The organism is Massilia sp. Mn16-1_5, from assembly GCF_004798585.1.
In the GTDB taxonomy this organism is placed as follows: Bacteria; Pseudomonadota; Gammaproteobacteria; order Burkholderiales; family Burkholderiaceae_D; genus Telluria.
Window position 1 is genome coordinate 204,941 of record NZ_PPXQ01000009.1, and the last position, 27,000, is coordinate 231,940.

A 27,000-nucleotide genomic window follows, 5' to 3' on the forward strand; every position below is an offset into this window, starting at 1 on the left:
TTTCCCCATGTCTTACAAAGAAGAATTTACCGAGAACGACTGGCGCCGGCTGCTGGCCAGCCTCGGTGAAGATCCGAACCGTCCCGGCCTCCATGAAACGCCTGCACGCGTGGCAAAAGCGTGGAAGCACTGGACCTCCGGTTACGACCAGAATCCAGTCGAAGTGCTGAAGGCTTTCGAGGATGGCGCCGAGCAATATAACGAGTTGATCGTGGTGCGCGGCATCCCGGTCTACAGCCACTGCGAGCACCACCTGGCGCCGTTCTTCGGCAAGGCCACCGTCGGGTATCTGCCCAACGGCAAGATCGTCGGCCTGTCGAAGCTGACCCGCCTGGTGGACATTTTCTCGAAGCGCCTGCAGGTGCAGGAACGCATGACGATGCAGATCGCGAATGCGCTGATGGAAGTGCTGGAACCGAAGGCCGTCGGCGTCGTCGTGAAGTGCCGCCACATGTGCATGGAAAGCCGCGGCATCCGCACCCAGGGTGAAGAAACGATCACGTCCTGCATGCTGGGCGAGCTGCAGCCGAATCTGGCGTTGCGCACCGAATTCCTGGCGCTCGCACGCGACTAAGTATCCAAGTAAGCCAGCGGGCCCGCGGCCTGCCGGGAACCTGTTCCGAAACTTTCCTCTCAAAGCTAATTTGGGGAGAACGACATGGCCAGGCCCGCATTCCCCAGCGATATTGGGCGCGAGCAGTTCGAGCTGGTGCGCGACATGCTCGAGGCGGCGCGGCGCAAGACGCGTCCGCGCAAGCACGACCTCTACGACGTGTACTGCGCGGTGCTGTATTTCCTGCACACGGGCGCCGCCTGGCGCAGCCTGCCGCGCGACTTCCCGCCCTGGCGCACCGTCCACGAATATTTTACCCAGTGGACAATGCTGCGCGACGGCGAACGCACGCTGCTGGAACAGACCCTGGATAAACTCGGACGCGACACGGAACTGGCCCAGTTGCACCGCCTGCTGCAGCCGCGCTGAGCAGACATTTGGCGATGCGTTTGCACGACGCTTCTGCATGAAAGTTCCGCCACTGCCAGTGTAAAGACTGATCTTTATCAGGTTTGCGGTGCCTGCGCCGGCGTCTTGTCACAATCTGTTGCGAATTCGAATCGTACGTCTTGCACGGCTGAGCTAAGCTAAGCTCTTGTCTTTTCTTCAAGCCCGGCCATGTTCGACTATTTGAACCAATCCCTGTTCGCCATGTTCAATGCCGCGCCCGGTCTGTCGGGCTGGCGCCTGCACGGGGCCATCTTCGCCGCCGAATGGGTGATCATGATCGTGCCGCTCGGCCTGGTGCTGATGTGGACGAACGGCGCGCCGGGCCAGCGCGAGGCGGCCGTGCGGGCCCTGCTGACGGCCATGGTAGCCCTGACGATGAGCAAGCTCATCGGCCTGGCGTGGTTCCATCCGCGGCCCTTCATGGGCGGCATCGGCCAGAATTTCCTGGCGCATGCGCCGGACAGTTCTTTCCCGAGCGACCACGGCACCAGCATGTTCTCGGTGGCGCTGGCCCTGATGCTGAGCCAGCTGCGCGAAGTGCGCCGCTTCGGCATGGCCTTGCTGGTACTGGGTGTGTCGGTGGCCTGGGCCCGGGTCTTCCTTGGCGTCCATTGGCCGCTGGATATGGTGGGGGCCTTCATCGTTGCGGCCTTCGCCGCGATCCTGGTCGATACCCGCGTCGGCGAAGCACTGGCCACCACGCTGGAAACGCTGATGCAAAGCGTGTACCGCCGCGTCCTTGCCGCCCCGATCGCGCGCGGCTGGCTGCGACCTTAGGTCTTCGGGGCTTCCTGCTCCGCCTTCTCGAATATCAACTTCTTGTTCTCGTCCAGGTGGAACAGGCCGATCGGCTCGCCGGTCACCTGTTCCGGCGCCGCCATTTCGTTGCAGCCCTCGAGTTCCACACGCCAGGCCTGTTCCCCCGCGCGCAGCGTATAGATGTTTTCGCCTGAGCCGAACAGCTCGATTTCGATGTCCGACATCGGCAGCTGGCCCAGCGGGATGCGGCGCTGGCAATCCGGCATGCGGGTGGCGATCAGGTCGAGGGTGACGTCCTTGTTCCAGAAATGTTCCTGCACCGCGCGCACGGTCAGCGCATGCTGGTTGCCGTCGATGTAATAGGTAGCCGAGTCGTCGACACAGCCGGCGAGCAGCAGGGGGGCGATCAGGATGAATTTACGCATGCAGGGTTCCAGGTTGCGGCGCGGCCTTGCGCGCCCTGGGCAGTATAGAGCGTGTCTTTCTTGCCGTGCAACCTGGCCGGCATGCCGCATCTCTCCCGGACTCCCCGTTTTCGCGAATTCGGGGATGATGAATGTTTGATCTCTCCCATTCGAGACGAGCGAGACCATGCCAGACGACGACCAGACCTCCATGGCGCACGAGACGGCGCCGCCTTATGTTCCCGCGCAGCCGCTGACGCTGCGCATCAATGGCCTTGAGCACCAGTTGATGGTCGAGCCGCGCGTGAGCCTGCTCGACGCCCTGCGCGAGCGCCTGCACCTCACCGGCACCAAGAAGGGCTGCGACCGCGGCCAATGCGGCGCCTGCACCGTGCTGGTCGACGGCCAGCGCATCAATTCCTGCCTGACACTGGCGGTCATGCACGACGGCCGCGAGATCACCACGGTGGAAGGGCTGGGCAGCGAAGCACAGCCGCACCCGATGCAGCAGGCCTTCATGGACTGCGACGGCTTCCAGTGCGGCTACTGCACGCCGGGCCAGGTCTGCTCGGCGGTGGCGCTGCTCGACGAGATCAAGCAGCGCCAGGCCAGCGCGCTGACGGAAGGCGAGCAGCTGGAGCCGGGCGCATTGAGCGAGGATGAGATCCGCGAGCGCATGAGCGGCAATCTGTGCCGCTGCGGCGCCTATCCGAACATCGTCAAGGCGATCCACAGCGTCGTGCTGCGCCAGGCCTAGAAAGGGACTCCTGCCCATGCAATCGATCTCCTACGAGCGTGCCCGCGACGTGAACCACGCGATCGAGCTGGCGCGCCAACCCGGCGCGAAATTCATCGGCGGCGGCACCAACCTGCTCGACCTGTATAAAAGCGGCATCGAGAAACCAGTACGGCTGGTCGACGTCAGCCGCCTGTCCTTGCGCGACATCGACGAACTGCCGAACGGCGGCCTGCGCATCGGCGCGATGGCGAGCAACACCGCCCTGGCGACCCACCCGCTGGTGCGCCAGCGCTATCGTGTGCTGTCCGAGGCCCTGCTGAACGGCGCCACGACCCAGTTGCGCAATATGGCAACTGTCGGAGGCAACCTGCTGCAGCGCACCCGCTGCTATTACTTCACCGACCCGGCCTTCAGCCACTGCAACAAGCGCGACCCGGGCTCGGGCTGCGACGCCATCGACGGCCATAACCGCATCCACGCCATCCTCGGCGCCAGCGAGCACTGCATCGCGACGCACCCGTCCGACATGGCGGTCGCGCTGGCGGCGCTGGATGCCATCGTCCACCTGCAGGGGCCCGACGGCGAACGCCAGGTGCCATTGATCGATTTTCACCGCCTGCCGGAAGACCATCCGGAGATCGATACCGTGATTCGGCCGGGCGAGCTGATCATTGCGGTCGAGCTGCCTTTGACGCCGTTCGCGCAGAACTCGCACTACGTAAAAGTGCGCGACCGCGCCAGCTATGCGTTCGCGCTGGTGTCGGTGGCGGTGGCCGTCGACCTCGATGGCGGGAAGGTGCGCGACCTGCGCATTGCATTGGGCGGCGTGGCGCACAAGCCATGGCGCGCGAGGGATGCGGAAAGCGTGCTGCGCGGCCAGGCGCCCACCGAGGAGCTGCTGGCGCGCGCGGGCACGGCGGCGGTCGCCGGCGCGCGCGGGTACGCGCACAACGCATTCAAGATCGAACTGGCGCAGCGCGCCGTCGTGCGCGCGCTGCAGACGGTGATCGGAAAAGGAGGCCAGGCATGAACGGCATCGGCGCACCTATCAATCGAACCGACGGCTGGGCCAAGGTCAGCGGCGCCGCGCATTACACCGCCGAGCACTACGTCGAGGGCTTGACCCACGCTGTACTGGTCACCAGCACGATTCCCAGCGGCCGCGTGCTCCGGATCGACGACAGCGCGGCGCGCGACGTACCCGGCCTGCTGCTGGTGATGACCCCGCAGAACGCCATGCGCCTGCCGAAGGAGACGAAGGATGGCAAGCTGCAGCCGCCGATCGGCCGCCGGCTCACGCTGCTGCAGGAGGACGAGGTCTACTACAACAACCAGCCGATTGCGGTGGTGGTAGCCGACACCTTTGAACATGCGCGCGAGGCTGCGGCCCGGCTGCGCATCGAGTACGAGCGCAAGGATGCCGTGCTCGACTTCGAACAGGCGAAGGAGTCGCTGCATGCGCCCGAGAAGGTGCTGACCGAGGACGCCGACACCAAACGCGGCGACCTGGCGGATGGCCTGCTCGCGGCCAGCGTGCGGCTCGATGCAAGCTACACCACGCCGATCGAGCATCACAATCCGCTCGAAACCCATGCGACGATCGCAGAGTGGAACGGCGACAAACTGACCATCCACGAATCGACCCAGTACATGAAGGGCGTGCAGCGCATCATGGCCGCCATCTTCGGCATCCCGCCCGAGAACGTGACGGCAATTTGCCCCTACACCGGCGGCGGCTTCGGTTCGAAGGGTTCGGTGTGGTCGCATGCCCCCTTGACGGCGATGGCGGCGAAGATGCTGGGGCGGCCGGTCAAGCTGTCGCTGGACCGGAACAATATGTTCGGCCCGGTCGGCCAGCGCCCCAACACCGAGCAGCGCTTCCGGCTGGGCGCGCTTGACGACGGCCGCTTGCTGGCCTCGAGCCACGACACCATCGCCTATACCTCGATGATCGAGGACTGGATCGAGCCCTGCGGCATCGTCACGCGCATGATGTACGAGAGCCCGCACCAGCAAACCACGCACCGGCTGGCCAGCATGAACCTGGGCACGCCGACCTTCATGCGCGCACCGGGTGAAGCGACCGGCTCGTTCGCGCTCGAATCGGCGATGGACGAACTGGCCTATCAGCTGAACATGGATCCGCTCGACCTGCGGCTGAAGAACTATACGGAGAAGGACCCCGGCAAGGACCTGCCGTGGTCCAGTAAATCGCTGCGCCAGTGCTACGAGATCGGGGCCGAGCGCTTCGGCTGGAAGGACCGCCAGCCGCAGCCGCGTTCCATGAAACAGGGGAACAAGCTGGTCGGCTGGGGCATGGCCACCGCCACCTATCCGACCAACCGTTCGCCGGGCGAGTGCTCGGCCACCCTGAACCCGGACGGCACGGCCCTGTTCCGCTCCGCCACCCAGGACCTGGGCACCGGCACCTATACCGTGATGACCCAGATTGCGGCGGACGCCATCGGCCTGAAGGTGGAGCAGGTGCGCTTCGAGCTGGGGAATTCGCAGATGCCCGAGTCGCCGGTGTCGGGCGGTTCGACCACGGTGGCCAGCGTCGGCCCGGCGGTGCAGGCGGCCGGCCATGCGCTGCGCCTGAAGCTGGTGGGCATCGCCGCAAGCGCGGAAGCGTCGCCGCTGTTCGGCGCCACGCCCGACCAGGTCGGCGTCGAGAACGGCGAACTGTACCTGTTGGCGGAACCGGCGCGGCGTGAAGCGATGGCGGCCATCGTCACGCGCCACGGCGCCCCGGTCGAGGTGACGGCGAAGGCCGAACCCGGCGACGAAAAGAAGAAGTACTCGATGCACTCTTTTGGTGCAGTGTTCGTCGAGGTGACGGTGGACGAAGACCTCGGCGAGATCCGCGTGCCGCGCGTGGTCGGCGTCTACGGTGTCGGCAAGCTGATGAACGAGAAGACCGGCTACAGCCAGCTGATGGGCGGGATCGTCTGGGGCATCGGCCTGGCGCTGTTCGAGGAAACCCTGATCGACGGGAGAAATGGCCGCGCGGTGAACGGCAACCTGGCCGAGTACCACGTGCCGACCAATGCCGACATCCAGGCCATCGATGTGCAGATCGTCGACGAGATTGACCCGCACGTGAACCCCCTGGGGGCGAAGGGGATCGGCGAGATCGGCATCACCGGCGTGGGGGCCGCGATTGCGAATGCGGTGTATCACGCGACCGGCAAGCGGGTGCGGGATTTGCCGGTGACGCTCGATAAGGTCTTATAAACCGCGTTAGTGGTGAGTAGCAGCTGTGTGGTGCGCAACCGCCCCGTGCTCACCCTTCTCTTTGCCTTCGCCATGCTTGGCGTGGGTGTTCTCCCAGCCGCCGCCCAAAGCCAGGAACAGCTGTACCTGGTCCGCTGCCAGCTGCGCATCCGACGCCGCCAGCATGCTCTCGGCGCTGGCCAGCGTGCGGTCCGCATCCAGCGCGGCCAGGAAGTCGGTGCGGCCGAACTGGTACAGCCTGGCCGTCTGCTTCGACGCCAGCGCGCTCTGGTCGCGCGCCGCGCGCAGCATGGCGTTGCGGTCGAGCTCGCGCGCATACACGGTCAAGGCCGATTCCGTTTCGCGCAGGGCGTTCAACACCACCGAGTCGAACTTCGCCAGCGCGCCGGACGTGTTGGCCTTGGCCTGGGCGATGTGCGAGCGCGCCGAGCTGGTCGCTGGCAGGTTCCACGAGATCAGCGGGCCGAGCGCGAACTTCCAGGTGTTCGCTTCGCCGAACCCGTTCATGAAGCCGACGCCGCCGAAGGATGCGCCGAGCGTGATGTTCGGGTACAGCTCGGCGGTGGCGACACCGATGCGCGCCGTGGCGCCGGCGAGTACGCGCTCGGCCTGGCGCACGTCGGGGCGGCGGCGCAGCAGGGCGGCGCCGTCGCCCACCGGAATCGCCGCGCTCACGCGCGGCGGCGTGGCGCACTGCGCCACCTCGGCCGGGAAGGCGCTCGGCACTTCGCCGGTCAGCACCGCCAGGCGATACAGCGCGGTGCGGCGGTGCGCCTCCAGCGGCGGCAGGTTGGCGCGCAGCTGGTCCAGCTGGGCCTGCGCACGGCTGTTGTCGATGGCGATGCCGCGCCCGCGCTGGACGCGTTCAAAGGTCAGCGTGACGAACTTGTGCTGCAGGTCCACCGAGTCTTGCGCGACCTTCAGCTGGTAGCCCGCCGAGCAGGCCTCGGCGTAGGCGCGCGCGGTGTCGGCCGCGACGATCACGTGGGTCAGGTCGCTGGCCGCCTGCGCGGCTTCGACGTCGGCTTCCGCGGCCTCGACGGCGCGGCGGACACGGCCCCAGATGTCGAGCAGGTAGCCGATCTTGATGTCGCCGTCATAGATGCCGGTGCGCGGCAGCTGTTCCGGGAGACCGATCGAGGCGCCGGCGATGCGGCCGTACACCGGAGACGCGCTCATCTCGACTTCAGGACGCTTCTTTTCCTCGACTTCTTCCAGCACGCCGTGCGCGCGTTCCAGGTTGGCGGCGGCCACGCGCAGGTCGGCGTTGGCGGCAAAGGCCTTGGTAACCAGCTTGTCCAGCACCGGGTCCTGGTACAGGCGCCACCAGTCGGCCGGTAGCGGTTCGGATGTGTAGGGCTGCTCGGTGGCGCCCATGAATGTGGCGTTCGCGGCGTCGCGCTTGACCACGGCCTCCTTCGGCACGTGGTAGTCGGGGCCGACCGTGGTGCAGGCGGAGATTGCCGCCGCCAGCGCTGTCAGCGTGAAGGTTTTATATGCAATGGATCTGGTTCGGGTCATGATCGTTTGTTCGTAGTCGGCGCAGTCGTGGCGACAGCCTTCGGCAGCACCTTCACGGTCGCGGTCTGGCCGGCGACCAGGCGCACACTGGCCGGCACCGGATCGAGCGCGATGCGCACCGGAATGCGCTGAGCCAGGCGCACCCAGTTGAAGGTCGGGTTCACGTTCGGCAGCATGTTGGCGCCGGTACTGCGGTCGCGGTCGGCGATGCCTTCGGCGAAGCTTTCGACGCGGCCGGCGATCGGCTGGCGCGTACCCATCAGGATCACTTCGGCTTTATCTCCGATCTGGATGCCGGGCAGCTTGGTTTCTTCAAAATAGCCTTCGACATAGAAGGTGGTGCGGTCGACCAGGGCCATCACCGGACGCGCCGCGCTTGCGTAGGCGCCCTCGCGCAGGTCGAGGTTGGTGACGATGCCGTCCACCGCGGACACCACGTGCGAGCGTTCCAGGTTCAGCTTCGCGGTGTCGCGGTTGACTTCGGCCTGGGCGAGGGCGGCACGGGCCTGGTCGGTGCGGGTCTGGCCCTGTTCGCGGGTCTCCTGCGAAACCAGGTCGTCGAGCTGGGTATTGCGCTGGTTCTCGCGCTGGGCCTGGGCCAGCGCGGCCTGCGCGGCCACCACCTGGGCCTGGCTCTGGCGCAGCGCCAGTTCGAAGCGCGCGCGGTCGATCTCGAACAGCGGTTCGCCGATGGCGACGTGCTGGTTATCGTGCACGTACACCTTGGTCACCTGGCCCGTGACGTCCGGCGCCACCTGCACCACATAGGCCTTCACGCGGCCGTCGCGGGTCCAGGGCTCGACCTCGTAATGGCGCCACAGCTGCCAGCCTGCATACACCGCGCCGGCGGCGAACGCCAGAGTAATACCCATCCGGCCCAGCGCCGGGAACGAAATTTTCAAAGCCATCTCAGGATCAGGACCAGTTGCGTGTGAAGTAGGTCAGCGCGCCGAGCACGATGACGAACAGGGAAAAATCGAACAGCGCCGGGTGCCACACCAGGCGGTAAAAGCCGGTCCGTGCCAGGACCAGGTTGAGCAGCCTCGATACCACCAGCGCCGCCAGCGTGAGCAGCAGGAGCGGAGGAACGTAGAGGCCGTAGATGCTGACTTCGCCGATCATCGGATCTCCTTTTCGTAAGGGGCGGCTTGCGGGAACAGGTCGCGCCGCATGCCGGTCAGTGCAGCCAGCGCTTCGTTCTGCGCGCTGTCGCGGGTGCCTGCAAGAATCGCGCGCAGGGCGTTGTCGAGGGTGCCGAGCAGGCGCGATTCGCAGTCCCTGTCGACGCGCGGGCGCAGCGCGAAATGGCGCGACAATTGCGTCATCAGGGGCTTGATCGCGGCTTCGCCCCGTCCCAGCTGGCTGCGCACTTCCTGCAGCAGGGTCATGTTCAGGCCGATGCGCAGGTCGCGCAGCGCATCGGCCGCCTGCAGGTCTGCCTGCGCTTCGGCCTGGGCCAGGCGCGGCGTCAGCAGGCCGACGCGGTCGACCATGCGCGCCGAGAATTCGGCCGAGGTCACGCGTTCGCCGCTGCCGAGGCGCGCCAGCTCGCTCCAGCCGGCCTTCAGCAGGCGGCGCGCCGTCCAGCCGGCGCCGACGCGGCGCAGCACGCTGGTGGTGACGGCGGCGGCCACCAGGCCGAGCACCTGCGCCAGCGTGCCGTTGGTGAAGGACACGATGTCGACGTTGTGGGTGTCGAGCAGGGCCAGCGTGCCGCACAGGCCGAACAGCCAGGGCATGGCGCGCCCGAAGGTCGACGGCCGCGCGATCCAGACGCCGACCAGCAGGAAGGTTGGCGCGCACACCAGCGTCAGCATCTCGAAGCTGTGGATGGCCGGCAGGATGCAGAGAATGTACAGCGCCGACACCGGGATCGAATAGACCGTATACACCAGGAAGCCCTTGATGAAGGGGACCGGGTCGTCCTGGGTCGAGAAGAAGCAGCACAGCACCGCGGCCATCATCGGCGCGGCGGCGCCGGACGGCCAGCCGGACAGGATCCAGAAGGCGCAGCAGGCGAGGGTGGCGACGATCGCCGCAAAGGCCGACAGCAGGGCCATGCCGCGGTCCTGGTGCAAGGTGCTGGGCGGCACGCCCGGCAGGCGGCGCACCGCATCCGGCAGCTTGCCGTGTACGCCGGAGTCGATGTGCCGGCGCAGGGTACGGGTCTCGACGCACAGGTCGAGCAGCCGGCGCAGGCGCGCCGCCAGGTTCAGTTCGATCAGGCCGCTCCAGCCGAGGCCACGGCTCGCCTGCGGCGCGAGCGCGTCGATGCGTGCATGCAGCAAGGCCGCGGGTGCGTCCAGCACGGCGTCCTTCGGCGTGTTGACCAGCGCCGTGACGTCGTGCAGCAGGGCGCTCCAGCGTTCCGACGATGCGGTGGCGCCCATCTCGCGCAGCGCCGTCAGGCGGTCTTCGATGCCCGAGACGACCGGAACGAGCTGCGCCAGGCGCTCCTGCAGGGCGTTGACGGCCTTGCCGGTCCAGCGCACGTGCGAGGTATCGAAGGGCAGGTGGGTGCTCATCACGCGCAGTTCGGTGATGTCGCCGGCCAGCTTGCGGCGCTCGCTTGCACTGCGCTTGTCGCCAGCCGGATTGAGGGCGTCGCGGATCCAGTGGTGGGCGTCCTGCACCGCATGGTCCAGGCGCGCCAGCAGCACCGGGCCGAAGGACTGCGGCAGCACCAGGCTGTGGATCACGGTCGCGCAGGTAATGCCGAGCACGATTTCCTCGACGCGCGCGAGGGCGATGTCGAAGATCGCGCCCGGCTCGTTCACCGCAGGGAAGGCGACCAGGCCGGCCGTATACCCGGCCAGCATCAGCAGGTAGGAGCGTGGCGTGCGGTCGAGCAGGGAGAAGTACAGGCAGCCGCCGATCCACAGCGCCAGCGCCAGCGAAAGCAACTCGGGCGAGTTGCCCAGCTGCGGCACCAGGAAGGTGACGGCGATGGCGCCCAGCAGCGTACCACCCGCACGATAAAACCCCTTGGAACGGGTCGGCCCGGCGAAGGGCGCGCTGACGATATAGGCGGTCATCATCGCCCAGAAGGGTCGCGGCAGTCCGATGCGCATCGAGATGTACACCGCAAGCATCGCTGCCGCGAATGATTTGACGGAGAACAGCAGCTCCGTCCGGGAAGCCAGCTTCATGCGCTCTTGCGCTCCGCGGCCTGCTCCAGGGTGAGGTTGGCGACCACGTCGGGGAGCCCCGCCAGCACGCGCAGGCAGGCTTCGACGTCGCTTGGCGCGAAGGCGCCGAACAGCTTGCGGCGGAATGGACGCAGCGCCTGGTCCATGAGATCGGCGGTCTTGCGGCCTTCGCCGGTCAGGCGCAGGATCTTGGCGCGGCGGTCGTTCGGGTCCTCATGGCGCTCCAGCAAGCCGGACTCGAGCAGCTGATCGACCACGCGCACCAGCGACGATGGCTCCAGGCTGAGCGTTTCGGCCAGCACGCCGGGGCGCACGCCGCTCTCGCCGAAGCGGCTGATGACCAGTACCGGCAGCCCGGTCGCCTGCGACAGCCCGTAATCTGCCGCGACCTTGTCGGCGGCGGCGCGGTAGACGCGCGAAGAAAGGGTGAGGGCGGCGGTGAGACTGCTCAGGGTCTGGTCCGATAGGCTCATGAATTATTTCAGATAAATACTTTTCGAATCTAAAAGTTTAGCATGCGAAGTAATTTCTTCCAAGTTATACGTTGCAGGCGTGCGTATCGGACATACGGAATGAGGGGAGGCGTCAGCCGGCGCTGCGGATTACGGCTGGGCGGGGTGTTTCGGCTGCAGGCTGGGGATGGCCGCCAGTGAGGCGGGCAGGTCGAACTCGTGTTCCGGCGCGACCTTGCGCAACACTTCGATCGGCGCATAGCCCCAGTGCACGGCGGCGAAGGCGACGCCGGCGCGGCGGGCGGCATCGGCGTCGGTGGCCTGGTCGCCGATGTATAGCGCGGCCGAGGGCGCCGTCGCCGCGCGTTTCAAGACCTTGCGGATGCGCGCGGTCTTGCCGAAGATCGACATGCCGCATTCGTACTGGCTGATCAGGGCCGACAGGTCCGGCCCCAGCACCCGGCGCACATTGTCTTCGGCGTTCGAGGAAACAATGGTCAACTGGATATCGCCGCGCGCCAGTTCGCGCAAGGCATGTTCGACTTGCGGAAACAGGCGTACCTGCTCGGCGTTCTCGCGCATCAGGGTTTTAAAGGAGGCGGCGGCCAGCGGCAATTTCCACGCCGGCATGCCGACGTGGCGCATGATCTCGCGCGTGCCGAAATAGCGCAGGCGCTCGACGTGCGCGTGGTCGATGCGGCGAAAGCCGTGTTCGTCAGCGATCCGGTTGAAGACGCTGATGAAGAACGGAAACGAGTCGGCAAGGGTGCCGTCGAAGTCGAAAATGGCGAGGCGGTAGCGCATGGCGCTTCCATGATACACAGGCTGAGGTAAGGTAGCGCAAGCTCAGGCCTCGGTGCGTTCCGGCACCACGAAGGCCAGGCTTTCCTCGAACGAGCGCAGCACCATGTCGACGTGTTCCTGCACCACCGCCTGGTTCGCCGCCGTCTCGCCGAAAGGCAGGCGGATCGTCACCAGTAAGGCGTTCGGCAGGCCGGCGCGCAGTTCGTCGGCCACGCGTGTCCATTGCTCCAGCGACGCTTCGACCGGGTAGATGATGAACACGGTCGAGATCAGGTCGGCCTTGTCCGGGCCCGGATTGTCCTGGTCGGCGCCGACCACCACGCTGCGCGCGTCGACGTCGAGTTCGCGCAGGGAGCGCACCAACAGTTCCGTCAGCAGGTCGTCGCGCTCGGTGCCGAGACCCGCGCACAGTACGATGGAGCGCGAAGGCACGTCGAGCGAGCCCTGCCAGCGGCCCAGGCGCGCTTCGCGCATCTGGCGCAGGTGGGCGCCGACGTTGGCGTCCAGCAGCGACACCCGACCCTTGCGGCGCTTGCGCATCGGCTCGCTCGATACCGGCGTCAGGGTTGCGGCGACCTCGGCGATCGTCGTGCGCAGGTGGGCGGCCTGCGCGCTCTCGAGGTGGCCGGTGCGCTGTTCCGCCGCCGCCATCGAGATCCCCGGCAGCAGGATCTGGTCGCAATAGCGGGCGAAGCTGTGGCGCTCGAGGTAGCTGCGTGCGTCGGAAATGATACTGTGTGTCTCGCCTGCGAGGATGCGCTGGTAGAAGCGCTGGGCCACGTTCACGTTCGGCACGTCGCCCAGCAGGATCGTGATCGGCTCCAGTGCGCGCACGTGGCGTCCGGCCACCACCAGGCACAGGGTCAATGGCGTCGACAGCAGCAGGCCGACCGGTCCCCACATCGCGCCCCAGAACAGGGCCGAGACGATCACCGCCAGCGGAGACAGGCCCGAACTTTGCCCGTAGACCTTGGGCTCGACCACGTTCGCCACCAGCAGCTCCAAAGCCACGAACATCGCCAGGCAGGACAGCGCCATCGTCCAGCCCGGGTCGATGGCGGCCACAAAAATGGCGATCAGCACGCCCGCCACCATGATGCCGACGTAAGGCACGAAGCGCAGCAGGCCGGACAGGGCGCCCCACAGCAGCGCGTGCGGCACCCCGAAGGCCCACAGCAGCACGCCGACCAGCGCTCCGAAGGTCAGGTTGACGACGAATTGCGACAGGAAGAAGCGCGAGACGCCGCGCGTCGCGTCCGACAGCGCGCGCACCGTGCGGCTGATCTCGGCCTGGCCGGCCAGCCTGATCACGCGGTCGCGCAGCGATTCGTGCTCGAGCAGGATGAACACCAGCAGCACCAGCACCAGGCCCGTTTCTCCGATCGGTCCCCAGGCCAGCGAGAACAGGCGCGCCAGGGTATCGCGGGTGGTGGCACGCGGGGCGCGGATCTCGACCGGCAGCGGCTGGTTCGCGCTGGTCGTGAGGGTACCGCGGCGCACGGTGACGGGCGGCGGCGGCGCGACGGGCGATTGCGGAGCGACGGCGCTGAGTTCCGCTTCCAGGCGCGCGAACGGGCGCTCGGTCAGCTCGCGCACGCGTTCGATTTTCGATTTGATCGCCGCGCGGTATTCCGGCAGGTCGCGCGTCACGGCCACCAGCTGGAAGGCGAGCACGGTGCCGACGCCGACCACGCAGGCGCCGGCCAGCAGCACCGACACCAGCGTCGCCGGCAGGCGCGGCAGGCCGACCCGGCGCAACGCGCGGATCAGCGGCGCCAGCACCAGGCTGAGTACCGTGGCCAGCGCCAGCGGTTCGAGCACGTCGCGGCCGAAATACAGCAGGCCCAGGATGCAGGTGGCGGTGACGACCGAACTGGCGGTCAGGTTGCTGAACAGGCTTGATTCGCGCATCGGGGCAGTGCTGTATGAGGACGATCGTTAATGGGCGCGAGCAGTCTAGCACCAATGGCAACCCGGCAGTTCGCCGGCCTTTACAGGTTTGCCAGGGCGGCCAGCAGCCCCGCCGCCTCGACCGGCTTCACGAAGTGGTGGTCGAAGCCGGCCTGGCGCGAGGATTCGCGGTCGCTCGACTGGCCGTAGCCGGTCAGCGCCACGTACAGCGCGCCGGCCAGCGCCGGCTGTGCACGCAGCTGGCGCGCCAGTGCGTGGCCGTCGATCAGCGGCATGCCGATGTCGAGGATGAAGACCTCGGGCGGATCGCCGAGTGCCGCCTCGAGGGCGTCGCGCGGGTCGTTGATGGCCTGGACCTGGTGGCCGGCTTCGGCGAGCAGGGCCGACAGGGTCGCGGCCGCATCGACGTTGTCGTCGACCAGCAGGATGCGCAGCGCCCGGCTGGACGCGTCAGGCGGCGTTGCGCCCGCTGCCGGCGCTGCCGGATGCGGCAGCTGCGCCGCCACCGGCAGCACGACCGTGAAGCAGCTGCCCGTGCCGGGACCGTCGCTATGCGCCGCCACCTGGCCGCCGTGCATGGTGACGATGTTCTTGACCAGCGCCAGGCCAAGCCCGAGGCCGCCCTGGGCCCGGTCCGGCGTGCGCTTGCCTTGCACGAACAGGTCGAAGATATGCGGCAGCAGCGCCGACTCGATGCCGTTGCCGTCGTCCTGCACGGCAATACGGACCAGGCCGTCCTCGACGCGCAGCGAGAGCGTGATGTGTCCGCCCGGCGGCGTGTACTTGGCGGCGTTCGCCAGCAGGTTGGCGGTCACCTGGATCAGGCGCGCGCGGTCGCCCAGCACGCCGGCCGGGGCCGAGCCGAGCTGCAGCACCAGTGTGTGGCGCCCGGATTCGAGCAGCGGGTGCACCTGTTCGGCGGCGCTGGTGACGACGCTTTTCACGTCGACCGGCGCCTTTTCCAGCTGCACCATCCCGCGCGTGACGCGCGAGACGTCCAACAGATCGTTCACCAGCGTCGTCATGTGGTTGACCTGGCGCGAGATCACTTCGCTGTACTGGCGCACCTTGTCCGGATTGTTCGGCGCCAGGCGCAGCACCTGGGCCGCGGCGCTGATCGGCGCCAGGGGATTACGCAGCTCGTGCGCCAGCATCGCCAGGAACTCGTCCTTGCGGTGATTTTCTTCCTGCAGCGCTTCCTCGAAGCGCTTGCGGTCGGTGACGTCGCGCGTGGTGCCGGCGATCGCCTCGACTTCGCCGTCGGGTCCGAGGATGGGCACGAAGATGTAGTCGTAGATGCGCCGTCCGAAGGTACCGTTGAAGGGGACGTCGCCGCGGATCGGCGCCTTGGTCGCCTTGACCTGCTCGATCTCGCGGTCGTGCATGGCCGCGTGCCAGGGTTCGTAGCCGAGCTCCCAGCAGGTCTTGCCGATGGCTTCCTCGAAGGTCTTGCCCCACATTTGCAGCAGCACCGCGTTGGCATACGTAAAACGGTGCTCGAGGTCGAACACGTAGGCCAGGTCGGGCGAGTTCGAGAGCACGGTTTCGTAGAGGCGCCGGCGGCGTTCGGATTCCTCGGCCATGGCCGCCAGCTCGCGCTCGGCGGCGGCGTGGCGCGCCGCGTTTTCCTGCTCGCGCAGGTGGCGCTCGGTGAGGAGGGCGAGCAGGTCGGTGAAGTAGCCGATCTCGCCGGCCAGCGCCGCGTCGGGGGCGTTCGGCGCTGCATGAAAGAAGGCCAGGGTGCCGAGCACGCGTCCGCCCGGCGAATGCAGCGGGAAGGACCAGCACGAACGCACGCCGTGTTGGGCCGCCAGGGGCAGGTAGGGCTGCAGCAGCGGTTCGGCCAGCACGTCCTCGACGACGACGACCTGCCCGCTATGCGCCGCACGGCCGCAGGAGGCTTCCTCCGGACCGACCGGCAGCCGCGCCAGCGCATCGGCGAACGCGGCGGGCAGGCCGGCCGATGCGGCCATGCGCAGCTCGTTGGCCGGCGCGGCCAGCAGGTAAAGCGCGGCCCAGGCCTGTTGGCCGATCAGGCGCCGCGCCTCTTCCAGCAGGCTTTGCAGGATGACGTCATAGGGCGCGCCACGCACCGCCTCCGACAGGACGTGCTTCAATCCGTCGAACTTCAAGCCTGCTGCTGTGGACCTCATTGTTATATCCGGCGCTAGGAAAGGAGCTCGATTCTAGCCCAGCAATCCTGAGCGCGATGTCATTTTATGTAGCATGCAAGCCTCAGGCCAGCCCGGGAATCAGCGAACGGTGCGCCGCCACGCCCGCCATGGCGCCGTCGGCCACGGCAAGGGCGACGTTGCCGGTGGCGCGCGCCATGTCGCCGCAGCAGAATACCCCGGCTACGCTGCTGGCCTTCATCGCGTCGGTACGGACAAAGGCGCCCATCGGACCTTCCTCCATCTCGCAGCCCAGTTGCGCCGCGATCGGGCTGGCGAGCTGCATCCGGGGCGCCACGAACAGGCCCGCCATTGGCAGCACGCGGCCGTCCTTGAGCACCACGTCGGCCACGCCGGCGATGCGCGCGATGCCGCCACGCTCGAGGGTGACACCGCGGGTGGCCAGCGCCTCCAGCTGGGCGTCGTCCGGCTCGAAGGCGCCGTTCAGGAAGAAGGTGACGCGGCCCCAGTCCGGCAGCATCAGCGCGTGGTGCATCGACAGTGGACCGACGGCGAGCACGCCGATTTCTCCGGCATCGAGTTCGTAGCCGTGGCAGTAGGGGCAGTGGAACACGCTGCGACCCCAGCGTTCACGCAGGCCCTCGATCGCCGGCAGCTCGTCGCGCATGCCGGTAGCCAGTACCAGGCGGCGGCCGGCATAGTTGGCGCCGTCGAGCAGCGTGACGGCAAAGCCATCCCCCGAGGCCTGCGCCTGTGCTGCCGTGCCCTCGGCCCAGCTCACGGTCGGATACTGCAGCAGCTGCGCGCGCGCGGTGGCGGCAATCGCAGCCGCCTCCATGCCGTCGCGGCTCAGGAAGCCGTGCGAGTGTTGTGCAAAGCGGTTGCGCCGCTGCCCTGCGTCGATCACGAGTACACGTTTTCTTGCCCGCGCCAGCTGGGTTGCGGCCGACAGGCCGGCATAGCTGCCGCCGATGACGATGGCGTCGAATTCAGGTGCGCTGGTGTGCATGGTGTTCTCCCAAGTGTTGTACGTACTGTGCATTGAAGCGTTCGGACAGCTCGGCCAGCGAGACCTCGCCCAGGCGTTTTACAAGCAGCGCCTCGGCTTCGTCGAAGGCGCTGGCCAGCGACTGGTTCACGACCTTCTCGACCAGGCAGGCCGGATCGTCGACCCGATTCCCCATTGCGAACACGGTGGGCGCGCCGACGGCGTCGTAGATGTCGCGCAGGCTCACCTGCCGCAGATCCGCCGTGACCACCCAGCCGCCGCCATGGCCCTTGCCCGAGCCGACGTAGCCGCGTTCGCGCAGGCCGGCCAGCGTGCGCCGCACCAGCACGGCATTCGTGTGCAGGAAGCCGGCCAGCTCCTCCGAGGTGAGGGGGCGCTCGCTGTGGGCCATGTGCAGCAGCAGGTGCAGGATCGAGGAAAGCCGGGAATCGCGTCTCATGTAACTTATGATAGTACAAAACCGCGCGGCATGCACGGCGCCTTCTTTTTCAATAGTGTGTTTGCTTAGGGTGAACAGCCTTACAATCTTGTCATCTTCATCATCTGCGAAGCGTCGATCATGGCCCAAATCCATCCTGCCGGCTGGCGCGAGATGTCCGTCACCGGTGCCGCCACCCGCGAGATCGAAACCTTGTCCCTGCTCGAGCAGCGGCTCAGCGACACGCCCTATAGCATCTACCACGGCGTGCACTGGACCAATGTCGAGCAGGGCTATTCGGTGTACGGCGACGTCGACTTCATCATCGTCGCCCCCAACGGCCGCATGCTGCTGATCGAGCAGGTCGCCGGCTTCCTCAACGAGACGCCGGACGGCCTGGTAAAAAACTTCCAGGGCAAGCCGAGAAAGATACGCGCCCACATCCTGCACACGATCGAAGGGCTGACGCGGCGCTACCAGGGCGAGCTGTCGATCGACTACCTGCTGTACTGCCCCGACTACACGGTGCGCGACCCGAACCTGGCCGGCATCGACCCGCGCCACATCATCGACGCCACCAACAAGGGCAAGCTGGCCAAGGTGATCCGCGAGGCGCTGCCGATCACGGATAAAACCGACGAATTCGACAAGGTCACGCGCTACCTCGGCGACACCTTGAGCCTGCGTCCCGACCCCAGCTCGATGATCGGCTCGGCCACGCAGATGGTGACGCGCCTGTCCGGCGGCCTGGCCACCTGGGCGCGCCGCCTCGAATTCGAACCGTATCGTTTGCGCGTGGTCGGCACCGCCGGCAGCGGCAAGACCCAACTGGCGCTGGCCGAATACCAGGCAGCCCTGGATGCCGGACTGCGCCCGCTGTACGTCTGCTTCAACCGCCCGCTGGCCGACCACATCGAAAAACTGGTGCCGCCCGGCGGGCGCGTCTCGACCTTCCACATGCTGTGCGACGCCTACATGCGCGCACGCGACGTCACACCCGATTACTCCACCCCCGAAGTCTGGGACGATATCGAAAAGGCGCTGGCCGACGTCGCGTTCCCCGAGACCTGGCAATACGACGTGCTGATCGTCGACGAAGGGCAGGATTTCTCGACCAGCTGGCGCGACATCGTGCTCGCCATGCTCAAGCCGGGCGGCCGCGCGATCTGGCTCGAGGACCCCGACCAGAATTTGTATGGCAAGCAGATGGTGGACCTGCCGGGCTGGGTGAAGCTGCACTCCGACACCAACTACCGCAGCCCGCGCCAGATCGTGCAGATGCTGAAATCGATCGGCGCCGCGCGCGACCCGGTCGAAGCCGGCAGCCCATTCAAGGGCGCGGACATCGAGGAACTGACCTATCCGGAGGGAGATACCGAGGCGATGCTGGCCCAGACCCGGCGCGCGGTGACGAGCTGCCTGGCCGCCGGTTTCGGCCGCCACGACATCGCCATCTGCTCCTTCCGCGGGCGCGAAAAGTCGGCGATCCTCAACCTCGACAAGCTGAGCGACGCGCATACGCTGAAATCCTTCACCGGGTCGTACGACCTGTTCGGCAATCCGGTGTTCAGGGAAGGAGGGCTGCTGGCCGAATCGGTGTACCGCTTCAAGGGCCAGTCGGCGCCGGCCCTGATTTTTACCGAGATTGATTTCGAGGACATGACGGAGCTCGTGCTGCGTAAACTGTTTGTGGGGATGACGCGGGCAAGGCTGAAACTGGTGCTGGTGATGAGCGATCGGGCCTCGCTGCAGTTGCTCGACCGGATGTAGGCGTGCGCCGCCGTTACGACAAGGTCGACCTGCCGCTCGAGCAGGTGCGCCGTTACCTGGAGTCGGGCCCGCTGGTGCTGGTCAGCTCGGCGTGGCAGGGCGAGCGCGACATCATGACGATGGGCTGGCACACGGTGATGGAATTCAGTCCTTCGTTGGTCGGCTGCGTGATCGCGCGTGGAAACCACAGCTTCGAACTGGTGCGCCAGAGCCGCGCCTGCGTGCTGAACGTGCCGACCGTGGACCTGATCAATGAAGTGGTCGGCATCGGGACGAGTACCGGCAGCGAGGGCGACAAGTTCGAACGCTTCGGCCTGAGCGCGCAGGAGCAGGAAGGCGTCGAGGCGCCGGCGATTGCCGAATGCGTAGCCAGTTTCGGCTGCCGCCTGCATGACGACAGCCTGGTCGACAAGTACAACTTTTTTATCTGGGAAGTCGTGTCCGCGCGGGTCGCGCGCGTGCCGCGCCACCCGCGCACGCTGCACTACACGGGAGACGGCGAATTCATGGTGGCCGGGAAGGTCGTCAGGCGGCGCACGCCGGGCATTCTCGACAAGGAACCCTGATACGGCCTCAGGCCGGGGCGCCGCTACTGTCCTGCGCCACCATCACGCAATTGCGCCCTCCATGCTTGGCCTCGTACAGCGCCAGGTCGGCCGCATGCACCAGCGCTTGCGCATTGTTCGCGTGTGCCGGATACGAGGCGACGCCGATCGAGGCCGTGGCGCCGATGCGCTCGCCCCCGTGCAGCACGTCGCCGGCGGCGATCGCCAGGCGCAGCGCGTCGGCCCGCTTGGCGGCGTCATCAAGGCCGCAGTCGGGCAGCAGCACGACCATCTCCTCGCCGCCCATGCGGCAGGCGACGTCGCAGGAGCGGATGTTCTCGCGCAGGGTCAGCGCCACCTTGCGCAGGATGGCGTCGCCCGCTTCGTGGCCGTAGGTGTCGTTGATGCGCTTGAAGTGGTCGAGGTCGAGCACCAGCACCGAGACCGGCGCGCCGTTGCGTTCGGCCCGCGCCAGTTCGCGTTTCAAGACTTCGTCCATGTAGCGCCGGTTGTAGAGCTGGGTCAGCGGATCGATGATCGACTGCTGGCGCAGAGAGACGCGCAGGCGCACGTTGCTCAGCGCGAGTCCGAGCTGCTCGGCCAGCTGCCCGATCCAGGCGCGCCGGTCTTCGCCGTCATGCACCAGGCGCTCGCCGGTGACGGTGAGACAACCGATCACATCGCCCTGCGTCACCAGCGGCAGGCACAGGCGGTCCAGTTCGGGATTGTGCACGTGGCGGCAGGCCAGGCCTCCTTCGCCGCCGGCATAGGCATGGGGACTGCCGCGCCGCAGCGCCCAGCAGTCGAGCGCCTCGATGGTGTCGGGTTCGCCCGCGACGCTGCCCCAGCCCGCTTTTCTCTCGAGGATGTCGCGCGAGTTGTTATACAAGTAGAGGCTGCCTGACAGCTTCGGCAGCAGGCGCGGCAGGTAGCTGGCGATGACGTTCGCCGATTCGTCGGTCGACTCGGCCAGTTCCAGCGAGTGCATCAGCTCGGCACTGCGGAACAGCAGGTCGTTCTGCTGCGAGATGCGCTCGGTCGTCAGGCGCGCCTGGTCGGCGGCGGCCTGCGCCTTGCGCTCGGCGGCATCGCGCTGGCGCAGCACGCGGGTGGCCGCGAGCAGTACGGCGCCCAGGAACAGGATGTTGGTGATCGTCGCCACCAGGCTGGCGTTGGCCGCGGAATTCGAGGTGGCCAGCAGGCGGTCGCCCAGTTCGGTACGGCGCTGGGCGTAGATCGTCAGCTCCTGGCCGATCAGCTGGCGCAGCCGGTCCATTTGGATCTTGCCGGTACCGGTGCCGATAAAGGCTGCGGCCTTGTCGAAGCCCTGTTCGCGCCGCAGCTCGATCGTCAGGGCGACCGTTCTCATCTTGTGCGCGGTGCCCTGCTCGATGGCGGCGAGGCGCGCGATCTCGTCCAGACTGGTCAACTCCCTGCGCAGTGCCGCCTGGAGCGCGGGGATGCCGTTCACCGCCGTGTGATAGGGCTCGAGGAAGCGCTCGTCGCCCGTCACCACGAAGCCGCGCTGCGCCGTCTCGGCATTAAGGAGCATCTCGAACAGCGACATTTGCAGGCGCTCGACCTCCGAGGCGCTGCGTAATTCCGACATGACGGTCGTGACCTGGTGGTTCACGATCATCGGCAGCACCGCCACGGTGGACATGACGAGGATGATCGCGGCGGCGGCGAGCTTGATCTTGGATTCGAATTTCATTGGCTGAAGCGGCAAAACATCGGACGCCGGTAGGGTAGCACACGTCCGGATGAGTGATTTCTCCGCTGAAATGTTTCAAACTGTGTACGGAGTGGTAACACTTCTGCCAGCTCGGCTATGATGGCGCCCGGTCGGCAATATCAGCAGCGTTCGCTTCGGTAAGGTCGGGAAGCAATGTTGTCTGGCATGGGAAGTCAATGAAAGCAAACAGTCGCGTCGTACCCGCAGGAGCTGGATCGCAGCACACCCAATTTGGCCTGATTAATCTTCTGAAAGCAGTCGCGGCGCAGCTGATCGTGCTGCACCATCTCGCCTTCTACGGTCCGATGGCGGACCACGCGCAGCCGCTGGCACCAAGCCTGTTCGACTGGCTGGCCGGGGATGCGCGCATTGCCGTGCAAGTGTTCCTGGTCATTGGCGGCTTCCTGGCCGCGAAGTCGCTCTCGCCGCGGGGCGAGTCCGGGCTCAGTGATCCGCTGGGGAAAATCTGGCGCCGCTACCTGAAGCTGGCGCCGCCGTTCATCGTGGCGATGCTGCTGGCGGTGGGCGCCTCCGCGCTGGCCAGCACATGGATGACGCACGATTCGATATCCAGCCCGCCGAGCGTGGGGCAACTGGCGGCGCATGCGCTGCTGCTGCACGATGTGCTGGGATATGAGGCGTTGTCGGCCGGGGTCTGGTATGTCGCGATCGATTTCCAGCTCTACGCCGTGCTGGCCCTGCTGCTGTGGGGCTGCGGTCGCCTGGCGGGCAAGCGCAGGCTGCCCTGGCTAGTGCCTGCCGTGATGACGGTGGCGGTAGGCAGCTCGCTGCTGTACTTCAATCTGGATGCCGACTGGGACGTGTGGGCGCCGTATTTCCTCGGCAGTTACGGCCTGGGTGCCCTGGCCTGGTGGGCAAGCGATCCCCTGCGCCGTCCACGCAGCGTTGCCGTCTTGCTGCTCATGGCTGCAGTGCCGACGCTGCTGGCCTTGACGCTGGACTTCCGCAGCCGCATTGCCGTCGCCCTGGCGCTGGCCTGCGTGCTGGTCCTGTTCGGCCGCGCGCGCGCGCCGTCGAACGCGAACGCAGCGTGGGGCCTGGTCGGCAGGATGGGGAAAATCTCGTATGCGGTCTTCCTCGTTCACTTCCCGGTCTGCCTGGTCGTCAACGCCGCATTCGCGCGCTTCGTGCCGGCCGACGTGGTTCTGCAGGCCGCCGGCACCGTGCTCGCATGGGGATGCAGCCTGCTGGCCGGGGCCGCGTTCTGCCGCTGGGTCGAGCTGCCGATCGGGCGTGCCGTCTCGCTGTTCACGGTGCGCGCCGCGCCGCAGCCGCTGGGCTTGAAAGGCTGAGGCGGCGCACCCGTTAGGGCATCTTAGATTTCGCTGCTCTTGATATGGGCCAGCGGCTGCAGGATGCCGGCGTCGAGCTCTTGGAAATCGTGGCCGTTCGCAGCCCGTTGCGGCCAGTCGCGGTTGGCCAGCGCCGACTTGCCGAGCGCGACGATGTCCGTCTTGCCGTCGGCCAGGATGGCATTGGCCGCGTCGGGCGTGCCCAGCTTGCCGTTGGCAATGACCGGCAGCTTGCCGAAGCGCTTGGCGTAGCCGGCCAGGGTGTCGCCGTCGCTGTTCGCCGCACTGAAGGCGGGCGCCTGGGCATCGTGTTCCGTGGTGTGGATGTAGTCGGCGCCGGCGGCGGCCACGCTGGTAAAGATGATCTCGGCGTCCTGCTGCCCGTTCGCCCATTTGTGGGTGTAATCGTTGACCTTGCCCTGCGAGATGCGGATGCCGACCAGGAAGTCCGGGCCCACCGCCGCGCGCACGGCCCGGAGCACCTCCACCAGCAGGCGCACCCGGTTCTCGGTCGCGCCGCCGTAGCGGCCGGTTCTCTGGTTGGTGTAGTCGGTCAGGAACTGGTCGAGCAGGTAGCCGTTGGCGCCATGCACCTCGACCCCATCGAAACCGGCCTGTTTGGCACGCAGCGCGGCGGCGGCAAAGGCGTCGATCACGCCGGCGATCTCCTGGTCCGTGATCTCGCGCGGCATCGCGTACGGGCCCTCGCCGCGGTAAAAGCCCAGCTGCTCGCCCTTCGGCTGGACGGCGGACGGGCCGACGTTCTCCTTGGTTCGGTAATTGCCCTGGCTTAGTGCGCCGGCATGCATCAGTTGCATGACGATCTTCGCGCCGGCGCCGTGGACCGCCTCGACTACCGGTTTCCACGCCTGCGCCTGGGCGTCGTCGCCGATGCCGGGCTGGTGCAGGTAGCCCTGGCTATGTTTCAGGTCGGGATAGATGCCCTCGGTGATGATCAGCCCGAAGCCGCCCTCGGCGAAGCCCTGGTAATAGCGGATCATGTCGTTGGTCACGTGGCCTTCTTCGGTGGCGCTGATGCGCGTCATTGGGGCGACGGCGATGCGGTTCTTGAGCGAGAGCTTGCCTAGCTGGATGGGGGCGGACCATAGATGCTGTGATGTCATCGTGTTTCTCCATGAGGGTGGGATGGCGTGATCGATGCATGCAATGCCGTGTGCAGCGCTTGCGTGTAGCAGGGCGCCGGCATGAGGGCGTGTGGGATGTGCGTTGGCGAAATGAACCAGGAGCCAATGCCGCATGCAATTGTCTGTGAGGCAGTGTAAAACCTCGCAGGGTCAGCGCACCGCACGTTTCTTCGAGGCAGGGCGGTCTTGTCGCGGCTGAGTTATTACTTCAATTCCGGAGACGGATTGCGGTAGCGCTCAGTGTTGGCAGTATTGGCGTCTAAGAGTGCTGTGGTTCGGTGACCAAGTGGACGTAATAAGCTGTCGCAAAACAGCGTGGGTAGTGCTAATCTTGTTCAATATCTTTTGGGCAAGCAGGCAATGCAGGCAGAAATCCGTGACGTCTTCGAGCACTACTACAAAACACGCATCCGCCTTAGCGGTAGAGCTAAGATTCTTGATACTCCGGATCACACGGCGTTATTGTCGGAAATTCCTAGACAAATCCAAGCACATCTCTCGGCCCGCGGCCGCGCTCATCTTTACAAAATCAAGGGGTCGATTGGTCTCGGCAACATAGCACGCGTCCCATGGGTAGGTGTTTTTCGACAAGGGGTAACAGAGAATGCTGAGAATGGGTACTACATCGTACTTCTGTTCTCTGAGGATATGAGCCGATGCTATCTGAGCCTGAATCAGGGTATTACGGCAATTGAGAAGATGTACACCAAGCAGTTTGCTCGTCGCAAAATGTTAGAAGCAGCTGCGGAGGCGTTAAAAAGGCTGAACTGTAGTCCCGAAGCGCACCTTGGCAAAATCGATCTGGCGTCGACTGGCGACTTAGCTCGTGCGTACGAAGCGGCTGCTATCGTAAGCTTTCTATATACAAACAATGAGTTGCCTTCTGAAGCGGTATTTTTCAGCCACTTCAACGAATTATTGGACCACTACGAATTGTTATACAGAGAGTTTGGACCAAATCTACATTCGCTGTTCGACGTAAGCGAAGGTGAATTTCAGCAGGTTGTGTTGGAAAAGGCAGCAGCGCAGGCGCCAAATGTTGAACTCGACGTACCAGGTGCAGAGTCTCCCAAGACCATTCTAGGCACAAAGGCTTTCATCCGATCTCCTATTGTCGCTGCAAATGCTATTCGGGCAGCGGAATTTAAGTGTGAAATCGATCCAAACCACTGGACGTTTAGCTCCAAAGCCAAGAAGCAGCGTTACGTCGAGGCACACCATCTAATTCCCATCAGTCAGCAGAACCTGTTTGAAGCCTCGTTAGATGTGGTAGCGAACGTGGTGTCCCTGTGCGCTACCTGTCACCGGATGATGCATTTTGGCCTCGCAGAGGAGAAAAAATCGCATTTGTTAGGTTTGCTAAGGGAACGAAAAGCCAGGTTGAGAGACAAGGCGATTGAAGTAAGAGATAGCGATTTTCTGCAGTTCTATTCTGGTAAGGTCGTGTTGGAAGATTAGTAAGGCAAAGCGATCCCCTACATAACGACATGACTGTAGTAAGTTCGATGCTGGCCAACCGCCCATCCGGCCGAAAAAACTTTCATCCTATTAACGTTCATTTGGTAGCATCGCCAGATGAACGCTACCCCTATCTACCAAGCTGCACCACCACGCATCCGCCGCCGCCAAACCCTGGCCCTGATCCTGCTAGTCCTCACCGGCGTCATCAACTACCTCGACCGCGCCACCCTGGCCGTCGCCAACGAATACATTCGCGCCGATCTTGGTCTCTCGCTCGGCCAGATGGGTCTATTGCTATCCGCCTTCTCCTGGAGCTACGCGCTGTGCCAACTCCCGGTCGGCGCCCTGGTCGACAAGATCGGCCCGCGCTGGCTGCTCGGTGCCGGTCTGGTGGTCTGGTCGCTGGCCCAGGCTGCGGGCGGGCTGGTCTCGACCTTCGGCTGGTTCGTCCTGGCGCGCATCGTGCTCGGCATTGGCGAGGCGCCGCAGTTTCCGGCGGCGGCACGGGTCGTCAGCAACTGGTTCCCGCTACGCGCCCGTGGTACGCCGACAGGCGTGTACAACTCAGCCTCTCCCCTTGGCGTCGCCCTTGCACCGCTGATCCTGACGCCGCTGATCCTGGCGACCAGCTGGCACTGGGCCTTCTTCATGACGGGCGCGCTCGGCCTAGTCGCGGCAGTCATCTGGGTCACGTTGTACCGCGATCCGGTGCGCGCGCAAATGTCGGAAGCCGAGCGGGCCTACCTCGACGAAGGGCAGGTCACCACAGCCGTGCCTAAAACGAGTTTCGCCTCCTGGCGCGCGCTGTTCCGCTACCGCGCCACCTGGGGCATGCTGCTCGGCTTTTTCGGCTCGGTCTACCTGAACTGGGTGTATCTGACCTGGCTGCCCGGCTATCTGCGCACGCAGCGCCATATGGACCTGGCGCAGGCAGGCTTCGCGGCCTCGATTCCCTTCCTGTGCGGCTTTGCCGGTGCCCTGGTGGCCGGCTGGGCATCCGACCGGGTGACGCGCCATGCGACCTCGCCGGTGGCCGGTCGGCGCATGGCGGTGGTGGCGTCGATGCTGGGCATGGTGGCGTTCACGATTCCGGCGGCGCTGGTCGAGAGCAATACGGTAGCTGTCGCCTGCATCTCGATCGTGATCTTCCTCGCGAATGCCTCGTCGGCCTGCTCGTGGTCGCTGGTGACGGCGGTGGCGCCGCGCAGCCGCATCGGCTCGCTGGGGGCGATCCAGAACTTCGGCGGTTTTCTCGGCGGGGCGTTGGCGCCTATTCTCACGGGCTATATTGCGCAGGCCTGGTCTTTTGTGCCGGCGCTGTTGACGGGCGCTGGCATCGCCTTCTTGAGTGCGATGTCGTACCACTTCCTAGTGGTGCATCCGATTCCGGAGAAGAATTGAGCGGCGCATCTTACGCCGGTTGAACGCGTGGACGGGGGACCCGTCCACCCTACAGTTGGCTCAGCAACCATAAAAAAAAAGCCAACCTCGACGGT

Annotated in this window: 22 protein-coding genes and 2 pseudogenes; 11 read left to right on the forward strand and 13 right to left on the reverse strand. The window is 65.9% G+C overall.

Annotated elements, in window-relative coordinates:
* The first annotated feature begins 7 nt into the window (after window positions 1-7).
* From folE to C2862_RS12875, 3 genes and pseudogenes are all read left to right on the forward strand, one after another.
* Complete coding sequence (gene folE / locus C2862_RS12865; RefSeq protein WP_136220523.1) at window positions 8-574, forward strand: GTP cyclohydrolase I FolE; 567 nt, start codon at window positions 8-10, stop codon at window positions 572-574.
* An 84-nt stretch (window positions 575-658) separates the two neighbouring features.
* Window positions 659-934 (forward strand): annotated as a pseudogene (locus tag C2862_RS12870) (transposase); the annotation flags it as partial.
* A 237-nt stretch (window positions 935-1,171) separates the two neighbouring features.
* Entirely contained in the window at window positions 1,172-1,780 is a 609-nt protein-coding gene (locus C2862_RS12875; RefSeq protein WP_136220525.1) for a phosphatase PAP2 family protein, read from the forward strand.
* On the opposite strand, the gene C2862_RS12880 is transcribed toward C2862_RS12875, so the two are convergent.
* Window positions 1,777-2,187 carry a hypothetical protein gene (locus C2862_RS12880; RefSeq protein ID WP_229467410.1) on the reverse strand — a complete coding sequence of 137 codons (411 nt, stop codon included), beginning with the start codon at window positions 2,185-2,187 and terminating at the stop codon, window positions 1,777-1,779. The two genes, C2862_RS12875 and C2862_RS12880, sit on opposite strands and share 4 nt — an antisense overlap.
* A gap of 217 nt (window positions 2,188-2,404) precedes the next feature.
* On the opposite strand from C2862_RS12880, the pseudogene C2862_RS12885 reads away from it, so the two are divergent.
* From C2862_RS12885 to C2862_RS12895, 3 genes and pseudogenes are all read left to right on the forward strand, one after another.
* Window positions 2,405-2,923 (forward strand): annotated as a pseudogene (locus tag C2862_RS12885) ((2Fe-2S)-binding protein); the annotation flags it as partial.
* Window positions 2,924-2,939: 16 nt separating this feature from the next.
* Entirely contained in the window at window positions 2,940-3,935 is a 996-nt protein-coding gene (locus C2862_RS12890) for a xanthine dehydrogenase family protein subunit M (protein WP_136220527.1), read from the forward strand.
* The gene (locus C2862_RS12895; protein WP_136220528.1) at window positions 3,932-6,139 is read left to right on the forward strand and encodes a xanthine dehydrogenase family protein molybdopterin-binding subunit; all 2,208 of its coding nucleotides are present in this window, start codon (window positions 3,932-3,934) and stop codon (window positions 6,137-6,139) included. The genes C2862_RS12890 and C2862_RS12895 overlap by 4 nt, the downstream gene beginning before the upstream one ends.
* A gap of 6 nt (window positions 6,140-6,145) precedes the next feature.
* Here the strand turns inward: C2862_RS12895 and C2862_RS12900 are convergent, their stop codons facing one another.
* From C2862_RS12900 to C2862_RS12945, 10 genes are all read right to left on the reverse strand, one after another.
* A complete protein-coding gene (locus C2862_RS12900; protein WP_136220529.1) occupies window positions 6,146-7,660 on the reverse strand; it encodes an efflux transporter outer membrane subunit in 1,515 nt (504 codons plus the stop codon).
* On the reverse strand, window positions 7,657-8,568 hold the full coding sequence (locus tag C2862_RS12905) for an HlyD family secretion protein (protein WP_136220530.1): 912 nt from the start codon (window positions 8,566-8,568) through the stop codon (window positions 7,657-7,659). Before C2862_RS12905 ends, C2862_RS12900 begins: the two co-directional genes overlap by 4 nt.
* A 7-nt stretch (window positions 8,569-8,575) precedes the next feature.
* Window positions 8,576-8,782, reverse strand: coding sequence for a DUF1656 domain-containing protein (locus C2862_RS12910; protein WP_136220531.1), 207 nt, complete (start codon window positions 8,780-8,782; stop codon window positions 8,576-8,578).
* Window positions 8,779-10,809, reverse strand: coding sequence for an FUSC family protein (locus tag C2862_RS12915; protein ID WP_136220532.1), 2,031 nt, complete (start codon window positions 10,807-10,809; stop codon window positions 8,779-8,781). Before C2862_RS12915 ends, C2862_RS12910 begins: the two co-directional genes overlap by 4 nt.
* Window positions 10,806-11,282 (reverse strand): MarR family winged helix-turn-helix transcriptional regulator, encoded by a 477-nt coding sequence (locus C2862_RS12920; RefSeq protein ID WP_136220533.1) that lies wholly within the window; start codon window positions 11,280-11,282, stop codon window positions 10,806-10,808. Before C2862_RS12920 ends, C2862_RS12915 begins: the two co-directional genes overlap by 4 nt.
* A gap of 129 nt (window positions 11,283-11,411) precedes the next feature.
* Window positions 11,412-12,065, reverse strand: coding sequence for an HAD hydrolase-like protein (locus C2862_RS12925; protein ID WP_136220534.1), 654 nt, complete (start codon window positions 12,063-12,065; stop codon window positions 11,412-11,414).
* Window positions 12,066-12,107: 42 nt separating this feature from the next.
* Window positions 12,108-13,976, reverse strand: a complete 1,869-nt coding sequence (locus C2862_RS12930) for an AI-2E family transporter (RefSeq protein ID WP_136220535.1) — start codon at window positions 13,974-13,976, stop codon at window positions 12,108-12,110.
* Window positions 13,977-14,056: 80 nt separating this feature from the next.
* A complete protein-coding gene (locus C2862_RS12935) occupies window positions 14,057-16,129 on the reverse strand; it encodes an ATP-binding protein (protein WP_136220536.1) in 2,073 nt (690 codons plus the stop codon).
* A gap of 82 nt (window positions 16,130-16,211) precedes the next feature.
* Window positions 16,212-17,117: an NAD(P)/FAD-dependent oxidoreductase gene (locus C2862_RS12940; protein WP_136220537.1), complete on the reverse strand. Its 906-nt coding sequence runs from the start codon at window positions 17,115-17,117 to the stop codon at window positions 16,212-16,214.
* On the reverse strand, window positions 17,098-17,556 hold the full coding sequence (locus C2862_RS12945) for an Rrf2 family transcriptional regulator (protein ID WP_136220538.1): 459 nt from the start codon (window positions 17,554-17,556) through the stop codon (window positions 17,098-17,100). The genes C2862_RS12940 and C2862_RS12945 overlap by 20 nt, the downstream gene beginning before the upstream one ends.
* 120 nt (window positions 17,557-17,676) lie before the next feature.
* Here C2862_RS12945 and C2862_RS12950 point away from each other — a divergent pair, with 120 nt between their 5' ends.
* Both C2862_RS12950 and C2862_RS12955 read left to right on the forward strand, forming a co-directional pair.
* Window positions 17,677-19,305 carry an ATP-dependent helicase gene (locus tag C2862_RS12950; protein ID WP_136220539.1) on the forward strand — a complete coding sequence of 543 codons (1,629 nt, stop codon included), beginning with the start codon at window positions 17,677-17,679 and terminating at the stop codon, window positions 19,303-19,305.
* 2 nt (window positions 19,306-19,307) lie between these two features.
* Window positions 19,308-19,871, forward strand: a complete 564-nt coding sequence (locus C2862_RS12955) for a flavin reductase family protein (RefSeq protein WP_136220540.1) — start codon at window positions 19,308-19,310, stop codon at window positions 19,869-19,871.
* Between the two features lie 7 nt (window positions 19,872-19,878).
* Here C2862_RS12955 and C2862_RS12960 read toward each other — a convergent pair whose 3' ends face one another.
* Entirely contained in the window at window positions 19,879-21,564 is a 1,686-nt protein-coding gene (locus tag C2862_RS12960; protein WP_136220541.1) for a diguanylate cyclase, read from the reverse strand.
* Window positions 21,565-21,761: 197 nt separating this feature from the next.
* Between C2862_RS12960 and C2862_RS12965 the strand changes: the two genes are divergently transcribed.
* On the forward strand, window positions 21,762-22,898 hold the full coding sequence (locus tag C2862_RS12965; protein ID WP_136220542.1) for an acyltransferase: 1,137 nt from the start codon (window positions 21,762-21,764) through the stop codon (window positions 22,896-22,898).
* A gap of 23 nt (window positions 22,899-22,921) precedes the next feature.
* On the opposite strand, the gene C2862_RS12970 is transcribed toward C2862_RS12965, so the two are convergent.
* Window positions 22,922-24,022 carry an NADH:flavin oxidoreductase gene (locus tag C2862_RS12970; RefSeq protein ID WP_136220543.1) on the reverse strand — a complete coding sequence of 367 codons (1,101 nt, stop codon included), beginning with the start codon at window positions 24,020-24,022 and terminating at the stop codon, window positions 22,922-22,924.
* A 336-nt stretch (window positions 24,023-24,358) separates the two neighbouring features.
* Between C2862_RS12970 and C2862_RS12975 the strand changes: the two genes are divergently transcribed.
* Complete coding sequence (locus C2862_RS12975) at window positions 24,359-25,501, forward strand: MrcB family domain-containing protein (RefSeq protein WP_136220544.1); 1,143 nt, start codon at window positions 24,359-24,361, stop codon at window positions 25,499-25,501.
* Window positions 25,502-25,618: 117 nt separating this feature from the next.
* Complete coding sequence (locus tag C2862_RS12980; protein ID WP_136220545.1) at window positions 25,619-26,905, forward strand: MFS transporter; 1,287 nt, start codon at window positions 25,619-25,621, stop codon at window positions 26,903-26,905.
* The last annotated feature ends 95 nt before the right edge of the window (window positions 26,906-27,000 follow it).